This window comes from Actinosynnema sp. NPDC053489 (assembly GCF_044544865.1).
Lineage (GTDB): Bacteria > Actinomycetota > Actinomycetes > Mycobacteriales > Pseudonocardiaceae > Actinosynnema.
Window position 1 is genome coordinate 1 of the sequence record NZ_JBITXT010000006.1, and the last position, 19,604, is coordinate 19,604.

Consider the following 19,604-nt stretch of genomic DNA (forward strand, 5'->3'; position numbering starts at 1 on the left):
CCGCTACGCCAAACGAGCCGCCTACTACCAGGCCGAACTCACCATCGCCGCCATCGTCTTATGGCTGCGATGACGAATTACAGGACACTGCCTAGGCGGCGGTGCGCACGGTGACGTCGCCGCTGCCCGCCCGCAGGGTCAGCACCGCGGCGGCGTTCGGGTCGTTCCTGACCTTGATGTCCTTCTCGCCGCTGCCCGCGTCCACGTCGATCTTGAACGCGCCCTCCGGCACGTCGACGGTCACGTTGCCGCTGCCCGCGTCGGCCCGCACGGAGTTGACGGCGGCCAGCTTCACGGTCACGTCGCCGGAGTCGCTGTCGACGGCCACCGCGCCGCGCATGCCGGTCAGCCTGGTGGCGCCGGAGCCGACCTTGCCCGCGAAGTCGCCGCCCACGTCGGCCACGTCCAGGTCGCCGGAGCCGTTGTCGACGCTCACCGCGCCCGCCACGTCGCGGACGGTCGCGTCACCGGAGCCGACCTCGACCTCGACGCTGGCCACGCCCTCCAGCCGCACGTCGCCGGAGGAGTTCTCGCCGGTGATCCGCACCCCCTTGCCGGGGACGGTGACCTCGTAGTTGACCGTGCAGCGGTTGCCGCAGCCGTCGAGGACGAGCGTGGAGCCCTCCATGCGGTGGGACACGCCACCGGGCTTGTCCGCGTCCTTCGGGTACTCGACGCGCCGGCGGACCTCGGTCTCGGTGGCGCCCTCCCTGCCGCGGACCACGACGTTGCCCGAGCCGTTCTGCAACCGGACCTCGGTCACCTGGTCGGAGACCGTGTTCCGGTCGTCGAAGCCGTTCTGCACCAGCCGCACGCACGAGGTGAGCGCCAGCGCCGCGACCACCGCCACCCCCGCCGCCAACGCGATCCGCTGAACCACCGCTGCCCCCTTCAGGCGTCAAGGCCGTCGACCTCAACGGTAGGAGTACCGGGCCGGCCGGCCCACCGGGAAGACCCCCGACCCGATACGGGGGCTGGCCCTACCCCCGCGGTCAGCGAGCCGTCAGCGGGCGGTCGGTCGGCAAGCTGACCGCAGGCGGGCGGTCGGTCAGGCCAGGGACTCCACGACGGCGCGCAGGGCGGGCGCGGAGCGGGCCGGGTCGTCCAGGAACCGCTGCGAGGCGATGACGTGCGTCCCGGTCATCCGCTCCCACACCAGGCCCTGCACCGGCACCTCGGTGATCACCAGCCGGAACGGCCGCACGTACCGCCCGATCCGGCCCTCGACCCCGCGCACGACCTCGCCGATCGGCAACGCGCCCCGCGACGCCACGTACCGCTCGCCGTACTCGACCGCCGCCTGCCGCAGCGCCAGCACGGCCGCCCGCAGCGCGGGCCTCACCCGCAGCGACGGGCCGGCCGGGTCGTCGGGCGCGCCGCCGGGCAGCTCGGCGCGGGCGTGGTCGAGCACGTCGGCCCACCAGCCGAGCCACTCCTCGGCCGAGGCCGCCCGGTCCACGCCCGGCGGCACCACGACGGGCACCGACGGGTCCAGCCCCGGCAGCTCGGGCACGGTCTCGACCGAGAGCGCGAGCGTGTCCCGGACGAACAGCGCGGTGTTGACCGCGTGATTCGTCCCGTGCGACACCTGCCACGACTCACGCCCGGCGAACCTCATGCCACCAGTGTCCCGCGCGAAGGTCATCCGCCGAGCATCAGAAGGGACACGACCGGTTCCAATTCCTCCGCCATTGGGGGGAAATCCGCGATCAACGCCTGGATCAGCAGCCCGTCCAGGCCCGCGAGGACCGCCCGCAGCGCCACCGGGTCTCGCCGGCCCGCCGCCTCGGCCAGGGGGCGGTCCACCGCCGGGCCGCCGTCCGCAGCTCCGGCCGCCGCGCCGCCGGCAGGTACAGCTCGTACTCGGCCGGCGTGCGGCCCCGGTGCGGCCCGGCGGCGTCGGCGAGGAACCGGGCCACGGCCGGGGGCGTGGGCGGCACCTCGCGGAAGCTCGCGGCCATCTCCTGCGCCGACCAGGTGAGGGTGGCGATCAGCAGCTCGTCCAGCGTGGAGTGGTAGCAGGTCGTGGACGTCATCGGCACGCCCGCCTCGCGCCACGGACCGGTGGCTCACCCCGGCCACGCCGTCGCGCTCCACGACCCGCGGCGCCGCGGCGCCGCGGCCAGGATCTCGCGCCTGCGCCGGTCGCCGCGGGCCCGCCGGCCGTCAGGCGGCGGCACCGCTGCCGACCTCGATGGCCACCACGCCCGCGATCACGAGCAGCAGCCCGACCACCATCGTGGCGTTGATCGGCTCCTTGAACACGAGCACGCCGATGCTCGCGACCGCCGCGATCCCGAAGGCGCACCAGATGGCGTACGCCACGCCGATCGGCATGCCGAGCTGCAGCACCCGGCTCAGCGCGCCGAACGCGACGAGGTACCCGATGACGACCACGACCGAGGGCACCGGCTTGGAGAACCCCTCGGAGAGCTTGAGGGACACGGTGGCGGTGACCTCGCCGATGATCGCCACGGCCAGCACCAGGTAGACGAGCACGTCGGACCCCCGAGTAGTGGAACACCTGTTCCACTACTGTACGGACCCTATGCGATCGGCCACGTCCAAGTGGTTACCGGCCAGTAATCGGGCGTAGGCTGCCCAGCCAGGAGAACGGACGAGAAAGGCCGCCACCACAATGGGAGCCCTCCAGCTCACCCTCGGCGCCATCGGCGTCGCCGTCAGCGTGTTCGCCTGGGGTCTGTTCGTCGCCGGTGTCCTGCGGATGATCCGGATCATCCGCCTCGGCCAACCGGACCCGACCCGCACCGGGCCGTTCCTGCCCCGCCTGCGCACGCTGGTCGTCGAGTTCGTCGCGCACACCCGGATGGCCAAGTTCCGCAAGGTCGCGCCCTGGCACTGGATGGTGATGTGGGGCTTCCTGATCGGCTCCGCGGTGCTGTTCGAGGCCTACGGCGAGGTCTTCGACCCCGGCTTCCACTGGCCCGTCATCGGCACCTGGTCGATCTGGCTGCTGCTGGTCGAGCTGCTCGGCATCGGCACCGTCGTCGGCGGCGTCGCCCTGGCGGTCATCCGCCAGCTCAACCACCCGCGCCGCGCCGACCGCGTCTCGCGGTTCGCGGGCTCGGACTTCAAGTCCGCCTACTTCGTGGAAGCCGTCGTCGTCATCGAGGGCCTCGGCATCCTCGGCGTGAAGGCGTTCAAGCAGGCCTCCGGCCTGGAGGACCCGCCGCTGTGGACGTCGTTCGTCACCGCGCCGCTGTCCACGATCCTGCCCGCGAACCCCGACTGGGTCTCGATCATGGCGATCACCAAGCTGCTGTCCGGCATGGTGTGGCTGATCGTCGTGTCCAAGAACCTCACCATGGGCGTCGCCTGGCACCGGTTCAGCGCGTTCTTCAACATCTACTTCAAGCGCGAGGACGACGGCGGCGTCGCGCTCGGCGCGCTGAAGCCGATGATGAGCGGCGGCAAGGTCCTCGACCTGGAGGAGGCCGACCCCGACAAGGACGTGTTCGGCGTCGGCAAGGTCGAGGACTTCTCCTGGAAGGGCTGGCTGGACTTCAGCACCTGCACCGAGTGCGGGCGCTGCCAGTCCCAGTGCCCCGCGTGGAACACCGGCAAGCCGCTGTCGCCCAAGCTGGTGATCACCCAGCTGCGCGACCACGCGTTCGCCAAGGCCCCCTACCTGCTCGCCGGCGGCTCCCGCGACATGGCGGGCGACGAGGTCGGCCTGGTCGAGGACAAGTACGAGGACTACAAGAAGCGCCTGGAGTCCATCGACGTGCTGGCGCTGGCCGAGTCCGAGCGGCCGCTGGTCGGCGGCGCGGACGAGCTGGGCGTCATCGACCCCGACGTGCTCTGGTCGTGCACGACCTGCGGCGCGTGCGTCGAGCAGTGCCCGGTGGACATCGAGCACGTCGACCACATCGTCGACATGCGCCGCTACCAGGTGCTCATCGAGTCGAACTTCCCGTCCGAGCTGGGCGGCATGTTCAAGAACCTGGAGAACAAGGGCAACCCGTGGGGCCAGAACGCCAAGGACCGGCTGGCGTGGACCGAGGGCCTGGAGTTCGAGGTGCCGGTGTTCGACGGCGAACTGGGTGACGCCGAGTACCTGTTCTGGGTCGGCTGCGCGGGCGCGTTCGAGGACCGGGCGAAGAAGACCACCCGGGCGGTGGCCGAGCTGCTGCACACCGCGGGCGTCAAGTACACCGTGCTCGGGCCCGAGGAGAGCTGCAGCGGCGACCCGGCGCGGCGCGCGGGCAACGAGTTCCTGTTCCAGATGCTCGCGCAGCAGAACGTCGAGGTGCTCAACGCCGTGTTCGACGGGCGGCCCGCCGGGCAGCGCAAGATCGTCGTCACGTGCGCGCACTGCTTCAACACCCTGGCCAACGAGTACCCGCAGGTCGGCGGCCAGTTCGAGGTCGTGCACCACACGCAGCTGCTCAACCGGCTGGTGCGCGAGCGCAGGCTGGTGCCGGTCGCCGAGGTGGCGGAGGACGTCACCTACCACGACCCGTGCTATCTGGGCCGGCACAACAAGGTCTACGAGGCGCCCCGCGAGCTGGTCGGCGCGTCCGGCGCGACGCTGCGCGAGATGCCCCGCCACGAGGAGCGGTCGATGTGCTGCGGCGCCGGCGGCGCCCGCATGTGGATGGAGGAGCGGATCGGCAAGCGCATCAACCTCGACCGCGTGGACGAGGCGCTGGGCACCGCGCCGTCGAAGATCGCGACGGGCTGCCCGTTCTGCCGCGTGATGCTGACCGACGGCGTGACGGCCCGGCAGAACGAGGGCTCGGCCGGCTCGCACGTCGAGGTCGTGGACGTGGCGCAGCTGCTGCTGACCTCGGTGCGCCGCGGCCTGGACCGCGAGCGCCAGGACGTGCCGACCGACGAGTCGTCCACCGGCACCCCGCTGCCGGACGAGGACAAGGCCGCGTCGAACTAGCCGCTCGGGACGCGCGCACGCCCCCTGGTCCCGACCGGACCGGGGGGCGTCGTCGTCCGCGGGTCAGCCGCGCTCGGTGACGCGGTCGTAGGCGATGGTCAGCAGCCAGCTCGTCAGGGCGACGATGATCGCGCCGAAGAACGCCGGCCAGAAGCCGCTCACCTCGAACGGCAGGCCCAGCTCGTTGGCCAGCCAGCCCGTGAGCCAGAACAGCAGGGCGTTCACCACCAGGCCGATCAAACCCAGCGTCACCAGGTAGAACAGGCAGCCGAAGAACTTCACCAGCGGCTTGACCACGGCGTTGACCAGGCCGAACAGCAGGGCCACCCCGATCAGCGTGCCGATCTTCGCGGACGTCGACGCGCCCGCCTCCAGGTCGATGCCCGGGATGAGCGTGGCCACCCAGACCGCCACCGCCGTCAGCAGTACCCGCACCAAAATGCCCATGCCGCAGGCTAGCGGGGGTGGTCGTCCGAACGGCTCAGGCACGACGACGCCCGCGTGCCCCCGATGGGACCAACGCGCGCGTGTGACCCTCCCGACCGCGATCACACCGCGCGGACCGCGCCCGTGCGGCTTAAGTTCGGGGTATGGCAGCTGAGGAGTCGAAGGGCGGCGAGAGCACCCTCACCGTCCTCATCGCCCTGGGGGTCAACCTCGCCATCGCGATCATGAAGGCGATCGCCGGGGTGATCACCGGGTCGGCCGCGATGATGTCCGAGGCGGCGCACTCCGTCGCCGACACGCTCACCGAGGCCCTGCTGCTGACCGCGCTGCGCCGGTCGACCCGCCCCGCGGACCGCAGGCACCCGTTCGGCTACGGCAAGGACCGGTACTTCTGGTCGCTGCTCGCCGCCGTGTCGATCTTCGTGTCGGGTGCGGTGTTCGCGTTCTACGAGGGGTTCCGGACCGTGTTCGGCGCGCCCGAGGAGCAGGGCAGCCCCGTCGTCGGCTACATCGTGCTGGCGCTGGCGTTCGTGCTGGAGGGCGTGTCCTGGTCGCAGGCCGCGCGGCAGGTGCGGCGCGAGTCGCGGGCCGAGGGCCGGTCCATGCTCGGGTTCCTGCGGATCTCCGACGACCCGACGGTGAAGACGGTGTTCTTCGAGGACTCGGCCGCGCTGGTCGGGCTGCTGCTCGCGTTCGGCGGGCTGGGCCTGCACCACCTGACCGGGTCGTCGGTGTGGGACGGCGTGGCGTCGCTGGCGATCGGCGTGCTGCTCGCGTTCGCCGCGTACACGTTGGCGGCGACCAACCGGGGGCTGCTCATCGGCAGGCAGGCCGACCCCGTGCTGGTGCGGGCGGTGTGGGAGCGGCTGCGCGCCGAACCGGAGGTCGAGCAGGTCGTGGACCTGCTGACGATGGCCGTCGGCACCGACCGGGTGCTGGTGTGCGCGCGGCTCGACTTCGACGACGCGCTGGGCGCGGCCGACCTCGAACGCGCGTGCGTCCGGATCGACGCCGAACTGCGCGCCGCGCACCCCGAGGTGGACGAGGTGTTCCTCGAACCCGTGCCGCGCAACGACCCGGAGCTGCGGTCGCGGGTGCTGGCCCGGTACGGGGACCTGAAGCTCTAGCGGCGGGTGTCCGTGCGGTGGAAGTTGAGGTACGCGCGGGACGGCGTCGGGCCGCGCTGCCCCTGGTACCGCGAACCCGCCTGCGTCGAGCCGTACGGGTGCTCGGCCGAGCTGCTGAGCCGGAACAGGCAGAGTTGGCCGATCTTCATGCCCGGCCACAGCGTGATGGGCAGGTTGGCGACGTTCGACAGCTCCAGCGTGATGTGGCCGGAGAAACCGGGGTCGATGAAGCCCGCGGTCGAGTGCGTGAGCAGGCCGAGGCGACCCAGCGACGACTTGCCCTCCAACCGGCCCGCGAGGTCGTCCGGCAGCGTGACCAGCTCGAACGTCGAGCCGAGCACGAACTCGCCGGGGTGCAGCACGAACGGCTCGTCGTCGACCGGCTCGACCAGCGTGGTGAGGTCGTCCTGCTGCACGGCGGGGTCGATGTGCGTGTACCGGGTGTTGTTGAAGACCCGGAAGAACCGGTCCAGCCGCACGTCGATGCTGGATGGCTGCACCATGACGTCGTCGAACGGCTCCAGCACCAACCGGCCGGACTCGACCTCTTTGCGCAGATCACGGTCACTCAGCAGCACGGGGCACAGCGTAGGTGACGGCCCCTTGCGCCCCGACACCACGGGCTGTGTGTATGATCGAGCGCGCAACGCGGGTGTAGTTCATTGGTAGAACGACAGCTTCCCAAGCTGTAGAGGCGGGTTCGATTCCCGTCACCCGCTCTTCTACGACGAAGGCCCAGATCGCGAGCTCCGCGACCTGGGCCTTCGTCGTGATTGGGCAGAGGCGTCAGCGGCTGACGGCGGCTGACGGACGTGTCCTCGGATACTCCGACAGGCGTCCGTGCTTCACAGACCTCATCCTCGCGAGACGTCGCACGTCTTCCTGGGTCCGACGTCTAGCTGATCTCATCACGTCTGGGTGGCGGCGATGCGCATGCCGCCACCCAGACGTGCGGGGTCATTGCTGTTCTTCGTCCTCATCGGTGTCGACGTCACCATCCGACAGGAAGCCCTCACCCTTGGTCTCGAGCACCAGATCGCCCTGCCTACGCCAGAACGCGCTGGCGCTGCGGTAATCGACGGACTCTTTGTAGAGGATCATGTAACCTGGCAGGGCGGTGGCCTGCCACCCTTCGGGCAAGGCCGCCAGCGCCAGCCGGATGACATCGATGAAGGGCAAGGTGCTGGACGGCACAGTGACATTGGCGTCCAGGTCTCGACGAAGGTGTCCCTTCGTCTCGTATCGGAAAAGATACGGCAGATTCTTCTTCGCTCGACTCAACAGCGCGCGAACCTGTTGGGCACCAACCGTCAGACCTCCGATCGGCTGGCTCACGTCGATCGGATAGCGGGCGTCGAAGTGCTTCGCCTCGACAACGGTGTGGTCGCGGTTCCTTCCGAGGTCCCGACCTCCGAAACCCGAGTTGTTCCACGGAGCGGTGCCGTCCGCTCGATATAGCTTGATGAGCATCTTTTCGGGAGACGCCGCGTCGAGGTCCTCGTTGACATAGAGGCACTTGAAGCGCACTTCGTCGATGTCGAGTCCCCTTCGTCCCGACAACTTCTTCAGGTGATCTCCAAGCCGTTCGGGCAGGTTGTTGGTGGCTTTCCCCACGTATACGCGGTGTTCGGGTTCACCGCCGTTCAAGTAGAGCTCGTAGATGCCGGGGCGAGGCGACAATCTCGCGAGCTCGTCCCGATTCAGTTTGGCCGCCTCGAGCCCGTTGAGCCCTTCGGCCAGTTGGTCCCTCATCGCTCGCGTGATGCTCAGCTGAAACTCAGCGCTCGGTCTCGGTGCGGTGCCGGGGACCGCCAGTGGGAGCTGTTCCGTCACGGTCGGCAACTTAGCTCACATCCGCTTGATCGCCCCGACGGGCGATTCGACCACGCTTGACGCACCTCTTGGTACGCGAAGGTTCGCCGCCATCCTCCATTTCGCCGATCCCTTGACCATCGATCAGGCGACCCGAAGGCTGAGTGCGTCTAGCGGCCATGCGGGCTTGACCGTTCGGGGCGGGTAGACCGTGGTCCTGTCGGCCGCGCACGCCGACGGCCGCCGTTCACAGTGCCGGACCGGTTCGCGCATCACTCACGACACGCGGTCGTCACAGTGCCCAAACAGCCTTCAAGATCAACTTTCCGCGGTACACTTTCACCATGTCTGAACAGGCCGGAAACACCGACAGGGATCGCACCGCCGTGGAGTTGTTCGCGGGAGGCGGCGGTCTCGCCATGGCGGTTCACCGAGCCGGCTTCCGCCCCCTGCTGTTCAACGAGTTCCACAAGCACGCCTGCCGCACCTTGGAGGCCGGTGGCGCCGAACCGCGGGGCGACTCCGAGCGGGTACCTCCACCGGGAGCGAAGGTGCCCCTCGTCGAGGGCGACGTTCGCGGCTTGAGCATGAAGTACCTGAACGGCTTGGTGGACGTGGTCGCGGGAGGCCCGCCGTGTCAGCCGTTCAGCCTCGGCGGCGTCGCGAAGGGCGACGAGGACAAGCGCAACATGTTCCCCGAGATGTTCCGGGCCATCAGGGAGATCAGCCCCAAAGCGGTCATCTGTGAGAACGTCACGGGTCTCCTGCGGCCGTCATTCAGGCCGTACTTCGACTACATCCTCCGCGAACTGGAACTGCCCTTCGAGGAACGGCAAGACACCAGCTGGGAGGTCCACGACAAACAGCTCCAGGAGCGCCTGCGAACCGACTCGGTCGATCCGCATGAGCGGTACAACGTCGTTGTGACCAAGGTCAACGCCGCTGACTACGGAGTTCCGCAGATCCGACACCGGATCATCATCGTCGCCTTCCGGTCCGACCTGAAGGTCGACCTTGAGGCGTTCAAGGCGGCTGTGCGTCCACGCTACTCGGAGATCGCGCTGATCCGGTCGATGATCGATGGCCGGTACTGGTCGGCACACCCCAAGGTGCCCGACCACGTTCGGAAGGTCGTCATGGCCCGCCTCCCGGTGACAATGCCACTCGACGACGGGATGAAGCCTTGGCGCACGCTGAGGGACGCCATCTACGGCGTTGTGGACGAACACGGTCAACCTCGCGCCCCCCTGCCCCCTGTGCCGTGGGACGAACTGGACCGTGTCGACCGGAAGCCCAACGGGTTCTCAGACCACATCGGTTGGCCGGACGCGCGGATCTATCCCGGACACACCCCGAACTACCTGGACCGACCGGCGAAGACGGTCAAGGCCGGTGTGCACGGTGTACCGGGTGGCGAGTCGGTGATGCTGACCGACGACCGGGTACGCGATGAGGATTCGCCCACAGGATGGCGCTACCTGCACCGGTACATGACCGTGCGGGAGACGGCGAGGGTGATGACCTTTCCCGACGATCGGGTCCTGTGCGGACCTCGAGGTGAGCAGATGCGCCAGCTCGGCAACGCCGTTCCAGTACTGCTGGGGGAGGTGTTCGCCAGGGCGGTGGCGGACGCCTTGGACGCGGCGGAGGACCGATGACGGCCGCCTGCGGGGGGTGGAGCGATCGACCGCCTCCCGACCGGGCGTGGAAGGCGAGAGCCGGACGAACGAGGGCGACGGCGGCTCGCGAGCAGGATCGCGCGGCGGGCGGGTCCGACCGACGCTGGATCGGCTTGAAGGACGGACGCTTCGCCCGCGCGTCGGTCGAGTTGAAACTGCTACCCAAGACCAGGCGGATCCGCGCCTATCTTCGGTGGTATGAGGATGGGCGGTCTCCAGCCAGGTACCTGGGTGAGGTCGATCGCAGTCGGCGGTTCGACAACCTCGTGGAGGGTTGGCGCATCGCTCGGGAGAAGGGCCTTCTCGATGAGCGCCCACTCCCCTCGGAATCCTGGGCGGCTTCACCGTCCGTGCGATCAGTGATGCGGAGGAACAAGGCTCGTGACACCGGCCCGGAGATGAAGCTACGAAGGATCCTGCATAAACGCGGGCTCCGATACCGAGTAGGGATCAGGCCCGTTCCGGGACTTCGGCGCACCGCCGATGTGGTGTTCACCAAGGTGCGCTTGGCCGTGCTCGTCGACGGTTGCTATTGGCACGGCTGTCCGGAGCACTATCGAGCGTCCCGGGCGAACGAGGAGTTCTGGCGGACCAAGATCGAGGACAATCGCCGCCGAGACCAGGAGACCAACGCGGCACTCGACGAAGCGGGCTGGACGGTGCTCCGGGTCTGGGAGCACGAAGACTCACAGGCGGTCGCCGAACGAATCGTCCGGATGGTCGAGGCCGCCTCCGGGCCACCTCGTGCTCGGGCTACATGATGCGCCGGACGCGCACTACTGTGAGGCCATGCTCTTCTCGGAGAAGCCGACTCACAACCCGTCGAATCCGCACTTTTGCGGGCTGTCGGTGCACGATCCCGTAGCGGACGGCACCCTTGGAGAGTGCATGTGAACGACCGGCGATTCATAGACGTCACACCCCACACCAAGATCCTCGCGGTCCTCGGTGATATCGAGTTCGCACATTGGCAATGCATCGCAGAACTGGTCGACAACGCGTTCGACGAGTTCCAGACGGCCAGGAACGAACTACACCGACCGACGGTTTCCATCACACTCCCCGCTGCCACCCACTCGCGTTCCGAAGCGACGATCACCGTCAAGGACAACGGTCGCGGGATGAGTCTCAACGCCGTCGCGAAAGCAGTCAGCGCTGGCTGGAGCAGCAACGGTAGGCACGGCGCCCTCGGACTGTTCGGCATGGGCTTCAACATCAGCACCGCGCGACTGGGGCGGCGGACGACCGTGCGGACAAGCCGCGCTGGCGATGCGGACTGGATCGAGGTCGACCTCGACCTCAAGGCGATCACGGAGTCAAAGCGCTTCGAGGCACCATACCGACTGACACCGAAGACCAATCCGACCGAACATGGCACCACTATCACGATATCCGACCTCAAGTCGGAGCAGTACGACGCACTCAAGCGCGTGCAAACGCAGAACGTGATCAGACAGAAGCTCGGTGATGTCTACAGTTACCTGCTGTCGAAGCGAGGTTTCTCGCTGTTCATCAACAGCAAGCCCGTAAAGCCGCGACTTCCCTGCATATGGGACGAGAAGCGCGTGGTCACGAGGCAGGGTGTCGACATCAACGCGGTTCAACACATCGACGTACCGCTCACCGACAAGCTGGCCTGCATGTCGTGCGGACATTGGAGCGCCGTCGGATCAGAGATTTGCGAGGAATGCGGTTCGAACGACCTCGCACTTCGTCAACGACGCATCTGGGGCTGGATCGGCGTGCAGCGCTACTTCCACAAGACCGACTATGGAATAGATTTTCTACGAAACGGTCGTAAAATTCTCCTGAAGGACAAGCGCGTCTTCTACTGGAGCGACGAAGACGGGTTGGACGAGCCTGAGCTCGAATACCCCATTGACGCGAAGACCGCAGTGGGACGAATTGTGGGAGAGATTCACTGCGACCACGTCAACCCGAATTACCAGAAGAACGCGTTCGAGTTCGAGACCCATGAATGGAATCAGGTTCTGCGGGCGGTTCGCGGGACGAGCCCTTTGCGCCCAAAGGTTGCGAAGAAACGCGAACTACCCGAGAACGACAGCCCATTGGCGCGGTTGTACGCAGGTTTTCGCCGGCAAGACCCCGGGCTGAACTACCTGGTCCCGGGCGACGGCCACGTCGCCCTCCACGATAAAGCCAGGGAGTGGGCCAACAAGTTCCGCGCCGGGGAGCTCGAGTACCAGTCGGACCAGATCTGGTACGAAGCTGCTTATTCCCACGACCATCAGAACGACTCGGACGACGTGCCGGCCGAGCCGGGAGAGATCCTGCCGGGTCTCGGGACAGGACCGATCGGCGGCACATCACCGCTCGACGAGCCACCCGACGCCCGCGGCACGGGTTCGGCGGAGGAACCGCCGGTCGTCGAGAGACCCGAAGAGTCGCTCGACAAGCGGCTGAGCGCCTACCGGACGAAGGGAACCCGACTGGTTGACCTCTCCGGTCGCTACCACGTGCCCGACCTGGGTGAGGTGGAGTTGAACGTGTGGGTTGTCAACGCCTCCGCGCCGTTGGTCAACGCGATGAGCAACGCGGCGCCCGTCGTGTCATTCATGGTGAGAGCCCCGCGTTTGGAGATCTTCGTGAACGCCTCGGACCACCTGTTCACCCAGCACGGTGCCGACGTTCGCGACCTCGCGTTGGTGGAAGCCGCGGACTTCTTGCGGAACCGAGCGCGGTCGACCCGGCCCTTGGCGGCGATCATCTCGGAGTTGAGACATCGCACCACCAGCCCGCGGCTCACGCCGGGCGCGATGGCGGAAGAAGCTGAGCGGCTCCTCGAACAAGTTCGCCAGTTGATGGTCGTGCCGATCTCCGGTGAGCCGGAGGGTTTCTGGGAGCTACTGACCTTGAGCGAGCGCGTCGACGTCGAGCGGCGGTTCGCGGTCGAGGCCATGACCGGTGCCGCGTGGGACGAGGCGTTTCGGAGCGGCGAGTTCATCACGTTCGCCCCAGCCAGTGCTCTGGTCCGGTTGGTCCAGCGACGCCCCGAGGCGTTCCTCGACGGACAGGTGTTCCGACGCCCGTATGCGAGCCTCAAAGACCAAGGCGTTCGCGACTTGGTGGTCGAACGCCTCGTCAACCCGCTCAGCGACCTGGCCCTGTTGGAGGAGCATCGCCCCAAACTGGACCAGGACGAGTTGACCAGGATCCGGCTCAGTTGCCGCCTCATAGGCCGTGACCTCACAGAACTCCAGTAGGTGACTGGTGCAAGGGTTCTTGGCACGAGCGTCCCTGCTGGATGCTGGTCCGACGCAGTTCCCCAGGCAGGTGGAGCGCCTCCTCTGGCACCTGGGGTTCACCGACGTGGTGAACATCGACGGCCCGGGCGACGGCGGCGGCGACATCCTGGCCAGGCGCAACGGCCAGGAGTGGGTCGTCCAGTGCAAGTGGAAGCGTCGCGGTGCGGTCGGGATGGACGCCGTCGACGAAGTCGCCCGCGCCCGAGACAAGTACCGGGCCCATAGCGCAGTCGTGGTGACGAACTCCAGGTTCAGTCCAGAGGCACGTAGGCGCGCGGCCAGCCTCGGCGCGTATGGACCGCCTGTGCCATTGTGGAGCGGTAGCGACCTCAGCGCCGCATTCGACCGGGTGCCGGACACGTTCGGAGGTCTTCGACTTCGGGCCTACCAGTCGGATGCCCGCGATGCGGTAGAAGCGGATTTGGACGCGATAGGGCGGGCATTGCTCGTCCTCGCCACAGGACTAGGTAAGACCGTCGTCGCGGGTGAGGTCATCGCAGGTCACCTGGCACGATTCCCAGACGACCAGGTGCTGGTCGTGGCACACGCCAAGGACCTAGTCCATCAGTTGGAGAGGGCGTTGTGGCGACACCTGCCGAAAACCGTGCCCACCCGCCTTCTGACCGGGGACACTCGCCCAGACGATCTGTCAGGGCTGACTTGCGCCACTGTCGGATCAGCACTGAACGCGGCCCGGTTCGGGTACCGCCCCGCGCTGGTGATGGTCGATGAGGCGCATCACCTCAGTGCCGACGGCCAATATGTCGAGCTGCTCGGACTGCTGGAGCGAGCACGCCAGTTCGGTGTCACCGCGACACCCTGGCGCGGTGACGCGCATGACATCAGTCACCAGTTCGGTCTCGCGTGCTTCACCCTCGACATCGAGGAGGGGATGCGACGCGGCTACCTCGCCCAGGTCGACTACCAAATCTTCGTGGACAATGTCGATTGGGATGTCGTGCGGCAGGCCAGTGAACACGCGTACGGATTGGGTGAGCTGAACGCCCGCTTGTTCCTTCCACAACGCGATGAAGCGATCAGGGACCAAATCGCCGCCGCATGGACGCGCGTGACCGCACCACGCGCGATCGTCTTCTGCCGCACCGTCGAACATGCGGAGCGGATGGCGGACGTGTTGCGGCGAACCCCGCTATGGTCCGGAGCCGAAGCGCTGCACGCCCGACTCGGGAAGCAAGAGCGGCGGCGGCGTCTCTTGGCGTTCAGGTCTGGAGACGTACCGGTACTCACCGCCATCGACATCTTGAACGAAGGTGTTGACATCCCGGACGTGAACATCCTCTGCTTCGCGAGGGTCACTCACTCACGGAGGATCTTCGTACAGCAGCTGGGACGCGGCCTACGACTGAGGCCGGGTAAGGACCGCGTCCTGGTACTCGACTTCGTGAGCGACTTGAGGAGGATCGCGGCCGTACTAGGCATCAAGAGGGCACTCGAGACGGGCGGCGAAATCGAGACCTTGGACCAGGTCTCCCGTTCTTCCATATCCTTCAGCGACCAGGGGGTAGGGGGGTTGATGGAAGAGTGGATCAAGGATGCGGCGAGTCTGGAAACGGCATACGATGAACACCGCCTCCAGTTCCCGGCCGTGCTGTGACTTCAAGGGGGAAATGTGCCTAGACCTCAGATCCCGGCGGAGACCCGTCAACGCCTGCTGCTCGAGATCTACCGCCAAGCGGACAAGATGGATTGGGAGTTCCTCGGTAACCCCGATAAGACCGCGCAGTACCTGCGGTGGATGGACGACCCGGCCGTCGGCGGTGAGTTGCGGCGGTACGTCGATGTCCGGCGGGCCCGAGTTTGGCTGAAGGACGTTCCGATGAAGGAGTACGCGCGGGCCAAGGAGGGGATCGGTCCCTACGTGCGGTACGTGGTGCGCAGGTTCCGAGGGCCGCAGGAAGTGGTCGACGCGGCGCTTGGTCCGGGCTGGACAGTCCTCGACGACTCGCTCGGCGAGAAACCACACCATTGCCTGGCGGTGCGCGACGAGGAGACGCGGTATGTGTGCTGGGGTCGCATCGGCACTTTTCGCGACCTCGTGTGGGCGGCGATCACGAAAGCGGTCGAACGAGGGGATCGGCCTTGCGTGGTCGTGACGACGCGCGACGGCGAGTTCGTCCCAGAGGCCGAACGCCGCCAAGATCTCCGAATCGCGAAGCATTGCGGCATCGACCTGACGTACCTACACCGTGAGATGCTGGACAACCCCGACTACGTCGGGTGATCTGACCTGATCCTGAGGCACAGGCGGCGCGGTCACGGCTGTGGTCGCACTCACCACTCCGAGCACCAAGCCGCGTCATAGCGGCGTTGACGTTCGCGGTCGGATTCGGTGGCCTGTTCGTCGCGGTACGTGCTGGCGGCGGCTCGGGGTAACCGAGCTTCGTCATGCGGTGGTCGGTGCTTCGATCGCGTACGACACCGCGAAGTACACGCCGACGACCAAGCCAAGGGAACCGCAGGCGATGGCTGGGGTTAGCGGGGAGTCCCGGCCCCAGATCGGGGCCAGGGTGATCAGGATGGTGAGAGGCAGGACTTGAAGGAGCACGCGGACCACGAACCAGACCAGCGACGTCAGCTCAGTCTCCAGTGCGACCAGCGTGCGATACGCACTGGTCGAGCGCGGTCAACCGCGGACACCCCTGACCGACACCCGCCGCAGGTCGATCGGTCTGCCATGACGCGCTGATCGGGTTCCCAAGCTGTAGAGGCGGGTTCGATTCCCGTCACCCGCTCAAGTGAGCGAAGGCCCAGGTCACCCGACCTGGGCCTTCGTGATGTTCGAGGTTGTCCGCTTCCCCGTACGCGTGGGGGAGCCCCCTCCTCTGCCGTATCGTTGCCTCAGGTCCGCCCCACGACAACGGGGATGATCCGCACTTGGCCCGCACCTCCAGGGGTGCGCGGGAAGGCACTCGGCAGGCTCGTGAGCCAGGTCGACGGATCTTCCTCCTGCGCGCAGGACGGGCTCACCGGCAGCAGCGCCTCGGAGGCCACCATGACCAGTGCACGCCGCTTGGACGGCTACACGTTGGAGGATTGGGAGCGCCTTGAGCCTGTGGAGGGCCACCGCGTGGAGCTGGTCGACGGGCGGTTCGTGGTGAGCGCCGCCCCGGCGGTCGCGCACCAACGCGTCGCGGATCGGCTCTGCCGACTGCTGGACGACGCGGTCGCCGACGGCGGCATGGAAGCCGTGACGGCGGTCGGCGTTCGCGTGGCACCCGGGCTGGGCTACATCCCGGACGTCGTGGTCTGCACGGAGTTGGTGGAGACCACCACCGTGGAGGTCGAGCTGGTCGCGCTCGCGGTCGAAGTGGTGAGCCCGTCCACAGCTCGCCGTGATCGGCTGGAGAAGCCCGCCGCCTTCGCCGCCGCGGGGGTCCCCGCCTTCTGGCGGGTGGAAGTCGGTCGCGAGGGCGGGCCGGTCATCTACTGCTACCGGTTGGACCAGGGCGCGTACGTGGAAACGGTGACGCTCCAGGCGGGCACCGCACGCACCATCGACGTCCCCGGCGGTGGAACCGTCACGTTCGACCCTGCCGACCTGGTCGGCTCCCGTCGTCCCGGAACGTGATCGGATCCGGCGACACGAGCCCTCAGGCCGGCTCGCCGTGTTCGGGTTGTGACGGACCGCCCGTCGCTGGAGGGCCGAGGTGTCCACGCGCCCCGACCGCACCGGCCCGGGCAGCCGGCGGAGGCGCGTGGTCCAAGTCGTCGGGTTGGTCGGAGAAGTGGTCGCGCAGACGCCGGTCTTCGCGCGACCGGTTCGGGTGCTGACCGGCCAAGTGCCCTCCGACGTGGGCGGACGCCACATCCGGTGCGACCGCGCGACCGCTCGCGGCCACTCAGGAACCGCTGCGCCAGACCTGCTCGTACCGCTCCTGGTCCCGCGCCGCCCGCTCCTTGCGCACGGCCGCCGCCGCACCTGACGGGTAGCCGTACTTCGTCAGCCGGTGGTCCGTGCTCTCGATCGCGTACGACACCCCGAAGTACACGCCCACCACCAGCCCCAGCGACCCGCAGGCGATCGCCAGCGGCAGGGGGGAGCCCAGGCCCAGGACCAGCGCCAGCACGATGACCAGCGTCAGCGGCAGCACCTGGAGGAACATCCGCACGCCGAACCACACCAGCCACGTCGGCTTGGTGGCCTGGTGGAACACCCACTCCCGGTGCCGCACCGGCAGCCTGCCGCCGAGCAGGTACCACGCGCGCAGCGGCAGCGACGGCCCCGTCATGACCGCTCCGTCGCGGCGATCACCCTGGTCAGCACGGCGTGCAGGTCGCGCAGCTCCTCCAACGACATGCCGAGCCGCTCCACGACCGCGGGCGGGATCTCCAGCGCCCGCTCCCGCAGCGCCGCACCGGCCCCGGTCAGCGCCACGGCGAGCTGCCGCTCGTCCGCCGCGTCACGCGACCGCGTCACGTACCCGATCGCCTCCAGCCGCTTGAGCAGCGGCGACAGCGTGGCGGGCTCCAGGGCCAGCAACCGGCTCAGCTCCTTCACCGACAGCGGCGCGCGGCCCCACAGCGCCAGCATCACGAGGTACTGCGGGTGCGTCAGCCCCATGGGCTCCAGCAGCGGCCGGTAGACGGCGACCACGTTCCTGGACGCCACCGACAACGCGAAGCAGACCTGCCGTTCCAGGGCCAGCGGGTCCTCGACGTTTTGTGTACTAATCATTAGTACCCACACTACCCCACGACGACCGCGACGAGGTGTGACGAAGCGGACCGGCCGCCGTGTGCGGGTGCACGGCGGCCGGTCCGGGGGGCGTCACGCCCGGCTGGGCACCTTCTCCTCGTCGGGGTCCGTGCGCAGCGACTCCACCAGCGCGTCGCGGTCGGGCGACGGTTCCGGCTTGATCAGCAGGCCGACCACCAGGTACAGCACCAGGGACAGCAGCAGCGGCCACGAGACGATCACCGCCTGGGTGACGAACTCGACCTTGGAGAACTGCTGCAGCACGTACAGCACGGCCCACGTGCCCAGACCACCGATCACCGAGAACTTCGCGGCGGTCGGGCCGACCTTCCGGAACCACGGCAGCATGCCGAGCATCAGCGGGATCGCGATCGGGCCCATCGTGGCCGCCACCAGGGCGATCACGACCTTCAGCACGAAGCCCTTGGTGTCGGCGGTCAGCGCGATGGTCATGCTCAGCCCGATGAACGCGAACGTGGTCACCCGCGCGAGCTGGAGCTGGGCGGCCTCGCTCAGCCGCCCCACGCCCTTCCACAGTTTGGGCAGCATGTCCCGGGTGATCACCGCGGAGATCACGTTGGCGTCCGAGGACACCATCGCCATGGTGTGCGAGAAGAACCCCGCCAGCACCAGGCCGACCATCCCGGCGGGCAGCATGGCCTTGCCCATCTCGACGTACGCCTGCTCGGCGTTGCCCTCCATGCCCGGCACGATCAGCGGCGCGGCCCACATCGGGAAGAACAGGACCAGCGGCCACACCAGCCACAGCACGCTGGACAGCAGCGCGGACCGCTTGGCCGCGGCGCCGGAGGGCGCGGCCATGTAGCGCTGCGCCAGGTTCCACATGCCGCCGTTGTACTCCAGCGTCTTGATCAGGAACAGCGCCATGAAGAAGATCAGCGTGTACTGGCCGGACAGCGGCTCGGAGTGCGACTCGGGCAGCTCGTCCCAGATGGTCCACATGAAGTCGATGCCGCCGAAGTGCGCCGCGACCGCCACGAACATCCCGATGCCCGCCAGGCCCTGGATGACGAACTGGCCGAAGTCGGTCAGCGCGTCGGCCCACAGGCCGCCCAGCACCGAGTAGACCATGGTCACGCAGCCGACCAGCGCGATGCCGAGCCACACCGGGACACCCGCGAAGCCCTGCAGCAGCACGGCGACCGCGACCCACTTCGCCGCGATGTCGACGACCTTCAGCGCCGCGCCCGCCCACGCCATGACCTGCTGCGTCGGCACGTCGTAGCGCCGGGCCAGGTACTCCAGCGGCGACTTGACGCCGTGCTTGGAGCGCAGCCGGTTCCACGTTCCCGCCCACAGGAACGCGCCGATGCCCACGCCGACACCGATCGTGAGCGCCCACCAGATGTAGACGGTCAGGCCCAGGCGGTACGCCTCGGCGGCGAAGGCGACGAACATGACGGCGCTGTAACCGGACATGTGGTGCGAGATGCCGGACAGCCACCAGGGCATCCTGCCGCCCGCGGTGAAGAAGTCCGCGATGTTCTTGACCCGCCCGCGTGACCAGTAGCCGATCGCCACCATCACGAAGAAGTACCCACCGACTACGACCCAGTCGAGGGTTTCCATGTGGCCTCCACAAGTGTCCGGCCCACGGGTGGCAGCGCGTGTTCTTCGGGGGCG

Annotated in this window: 17 protein-coding genes, 1 tRNA gene and 1 pseudogene; 9 read left to right on the forward strand and 10 right to left on the reverse strand. The window is 67.9% G+C overall.

Annotation, left to right across the window (positions count from 1 at the left end; all coding sequences use genetic code 11):
* Positions 1-91 precede the first annotated feature (91 nt).
* The 4 genes and pseudogenes from ACIGNX_RS14835 to ACIGNX_RS14850 all read right to left on the reverse strand — a co-directional run bounded on the left by ACIGNX_RS14835 (position 92) and on the right by ACIGNX_RS14850 (position 2,499).
* Entirely contained in the window at positions 92-880 is a 789-nt protein-coding gene (locus ACIGNX_RS14835) for a DUF4097 family beta strand repeat-containing protein (protein WP_396540153.1), read from the reverse strand.
* Positions 881-1,048: 168 nt separating this feature from the next.
* Positions 1,049-1,618 carry a hypothetical protein gene (locus ACIGNX_RS14840; protein ID WP_396540155.1) on the reverse strand — a complete coding sequence of 190 codons (570 nt, stop codon included), beginning with the start codon at positions 1,616-1,618 and terminating at the stop codon, positions 1,049-1,051.
* Positions 1,619-1,641: 23 nt separating this feature from the next.
* Positions 1,642-2,180: pseudogene (locus ACIGNX_RS14845) on the reverse strand (TetR/AcrR family transcriptional regulator).
* Positions 2,167-2,499: a DMT family transporter gene (locus ACIGNX_RS14850; protein WP_396540157.1), complete on the reverse strand. Its 333-nt coding sequence runs from the start codon at positions 2,497-2,499 to the stop codon at positions 2,167-2,169. Before ACIGNX_RS14850 ends, ACIGNX_RS14845 begins: the two are co-directional and overlap by 14 nt.
* Before the next feature lie 139 nt (positions 2,500-2,638).
* Here ACIGNX_RS14850 and ACIGNX_RS14855 point away from each other — a divergent pair, with 139 nt between their 5' ends.
* Positions 2,639-4,912 carry a (Fe-S)-binding protein gene (locus ACIGNX_RS14855; RefSeq protein ID WP_396540159.1) on the forward strand — a complete coding sequence of 758 codons (2,274 nt, stop codon included), beginning with the start codon at positions 2,639-2,641 and terminating at the stop codon, positions 4,910-4,912.
* Between the two features lie 63 nt (positions 4,913-4,975).
* Here the strand turns inward: ACIGNX_RS14855 and ACIGNX_RS14860 are convergent, their stop codons facing one another.
* The gene (locus tag ACIGNX_RS14860) at positions 4,976-5,359 is read right to left on the reverse strand and encodes a phage holin family protein (protein ID WP_396540161.1); all 384 of its coding nucleotides are present in this window, start codon (positions 5,357-5,359) and stop codon (positions 4,976-4,978) included.
* 143 nt (positions 5,360-5,502) lie between these two features.
* Here ACIGNX_RS14860 and ACIGNX_RS14865 point away from each other — a divergent pair, with 143 nt between their 5' ends.
* Positions 5,503-6,486, forward strand: coding sequence for a cation diffusion facilitator family transporter (locus tag ACIGNX_RS14865; RefSeq protein WP_396540163.1), 984 nt, complete (start codon positions 5,503-5,505; stop codon positions 6,484-6,486).
* Here ACIGNX_RS14865 and dcd read toward each other — a convergent pair.
* Positions 6,483-7,064 (reverse strand): dCTP deaminase, encoded by a 582-nt coding sequence (dcd, locus tag ACIGNX_RS14870; protein WP_396540165.1) that lies wholly within the window; start codon positions 7,062-7,064, stop codon positions 6,483-6,485. The genes ACIGNX_RS14865 and dcd overlap by 4 nt on opposite strands.
* 70 nt (positions 7,065-7,134) lie before the next feature.
* Here dcd and ACIGNX_RS14875 point away from each other — a divergent pair.
* Positions 7,135-7,205: transfer RNA gene (locus tag ACIGNX_RS14875), tRNA-Gly, on the forward strand.
* A 238-nt stretch (positions 7,206-7,443) separates the two neighbouring features.
* Here the strand turns inward: ACIGNX_RS14875 and ACIGNX_RS14880 are convergent.
* Complete coding sequence (locus ACIGNX_RS14880) at positions 7,444-8,319, reverse strand: GIY-YIG nuclease family protein (RefSeq protein WP_396540166.1); 876 nt, start codon at positions 8,317-8,319, stop codon at positions 7,444-7,446.
* A gap of 323 nt (positions 8,320-8,642) precedes the next feature.
* On the opposite strand from ACIGNX_RS14880, the gene ACIGNX_RS14885 reads away from it, so the two are divergent.
* From ACIGNX_RS14885 to ACIGNX_RS14910, 6 genes are all read left to right on the forward strand, one after another.
* Positions 8,643-9,956, forward strand: a complete 1,314-nt coding sequence (locus tag ACIGNX_RS14885; protein WP_396540168.1) for a DNA cytosine methyltransferase — start codon at positions 8,643-8,645, stop codon at positions 9,954-9,956.
* Between the two features lie 383 nt (positions 9,957-10,339).
* Entirely contained in the window at positions 10,340-10,738 is a 399-nt protein-coding gene (locus tag ACIGNX_RS14890) for a very short patch repair endonuclease (RefSeq protein ID WP_396541033.1), read from the forward strand.
* 123 nt (positions 10,739-10,861) lie between these two features.
* A complete protein-coding gene (locus tag ACIGNX_RS14895) occupies positions 10,862-13,201 on the forward strand; it encodes an ATP-binding protein (RefSeq protein ID WP_396540170.1) in 2,340 nt (779 codons plus the stop codon).
* Positions 13,202-13,208: 7 nt separating this feature from the next.
* Positions 13,209-14,858, forward strand: a complete 1,650-nt coding sequence (locus ACIGNX_RS14900; protein ID WP_396540172.1) for a restriction endonuclease — start codon at positions 13,209-13,211, stop codon at positions 14,856-14,858.
* 15 nt (positions 14,859-14,873) lie between these two features.
* Complete coding sequence (locus tag ACIGNX_RS14905; protein WP_396540174.1) at positions 14,874-15,485, forward strand: hypothetical protein; 612 nt, start codon at positions 14,874-14,876, stop codon at positions 15,483-15,485.
* Between the two features lie 771 nt (positions 15,486-16,256).
* Entirely contained in the window at positions 16,257-16,832 is a 576-nt protein-coding gene (locus tag ACIGNX_RS14910; protein WP_396540176.1) for a Uma2 family endonuclease, read from the forward strand.
* Positions 16,833-17,103: 271 nt separating this feature from the next.
* On the opposite strand, the gene ACIGNX_RS14915 is transcribed toward ACIGNX_RS14910, so the two are convergent.
* The 3 genes from ACIGNX_RS14915 to ACIGNX_RS14925 form a co-directional block, all read right to left on the reverse strand.
* The gene (locus ACIGNX_RS14915) at positions 17,104-17,493 is read right to left on the reverse strand and encodes a DUF5313 family protein (protein ID WP_396540178.1); all 390 of its coding nucleotides are present in this window, start codon (positions 17,491-17,493) and stop codon (positions 17,104-17,106) included.
* Positions 17,490-17,939: a MarR family winged helix-turn-helix transcriptional regulator gene (locus tag ACIGNX_RS14920; RefSeq protein WP_396540180.1), complete on the reverse strand. Its 450-nt coding sequence runs from the start codon at positions 17,937-17,939 to the stop codon at positions 17,490-17,492. The genes ACIGNX_RS14915 and ACIGNX_RS14920 overlap by 4 nt, the downstream gene beginning before the upstream one ends.
* Positions 17,940-18,032: 93 nt before the next feature.
* On the reverse strand, positions 18,033-19,550 hold the full coding sequence (locus ACIGNX_RS14925; protein ID WP_396540182.1) for a sodium:solute symporter family protein: 1,518 nt from the start codon (positions 19,548-19,550) through the stop codon (positions 18,033-18,035).
* Between the last annotated feature and the right edge of the window lie 54 nt (positions 19,551-19,604).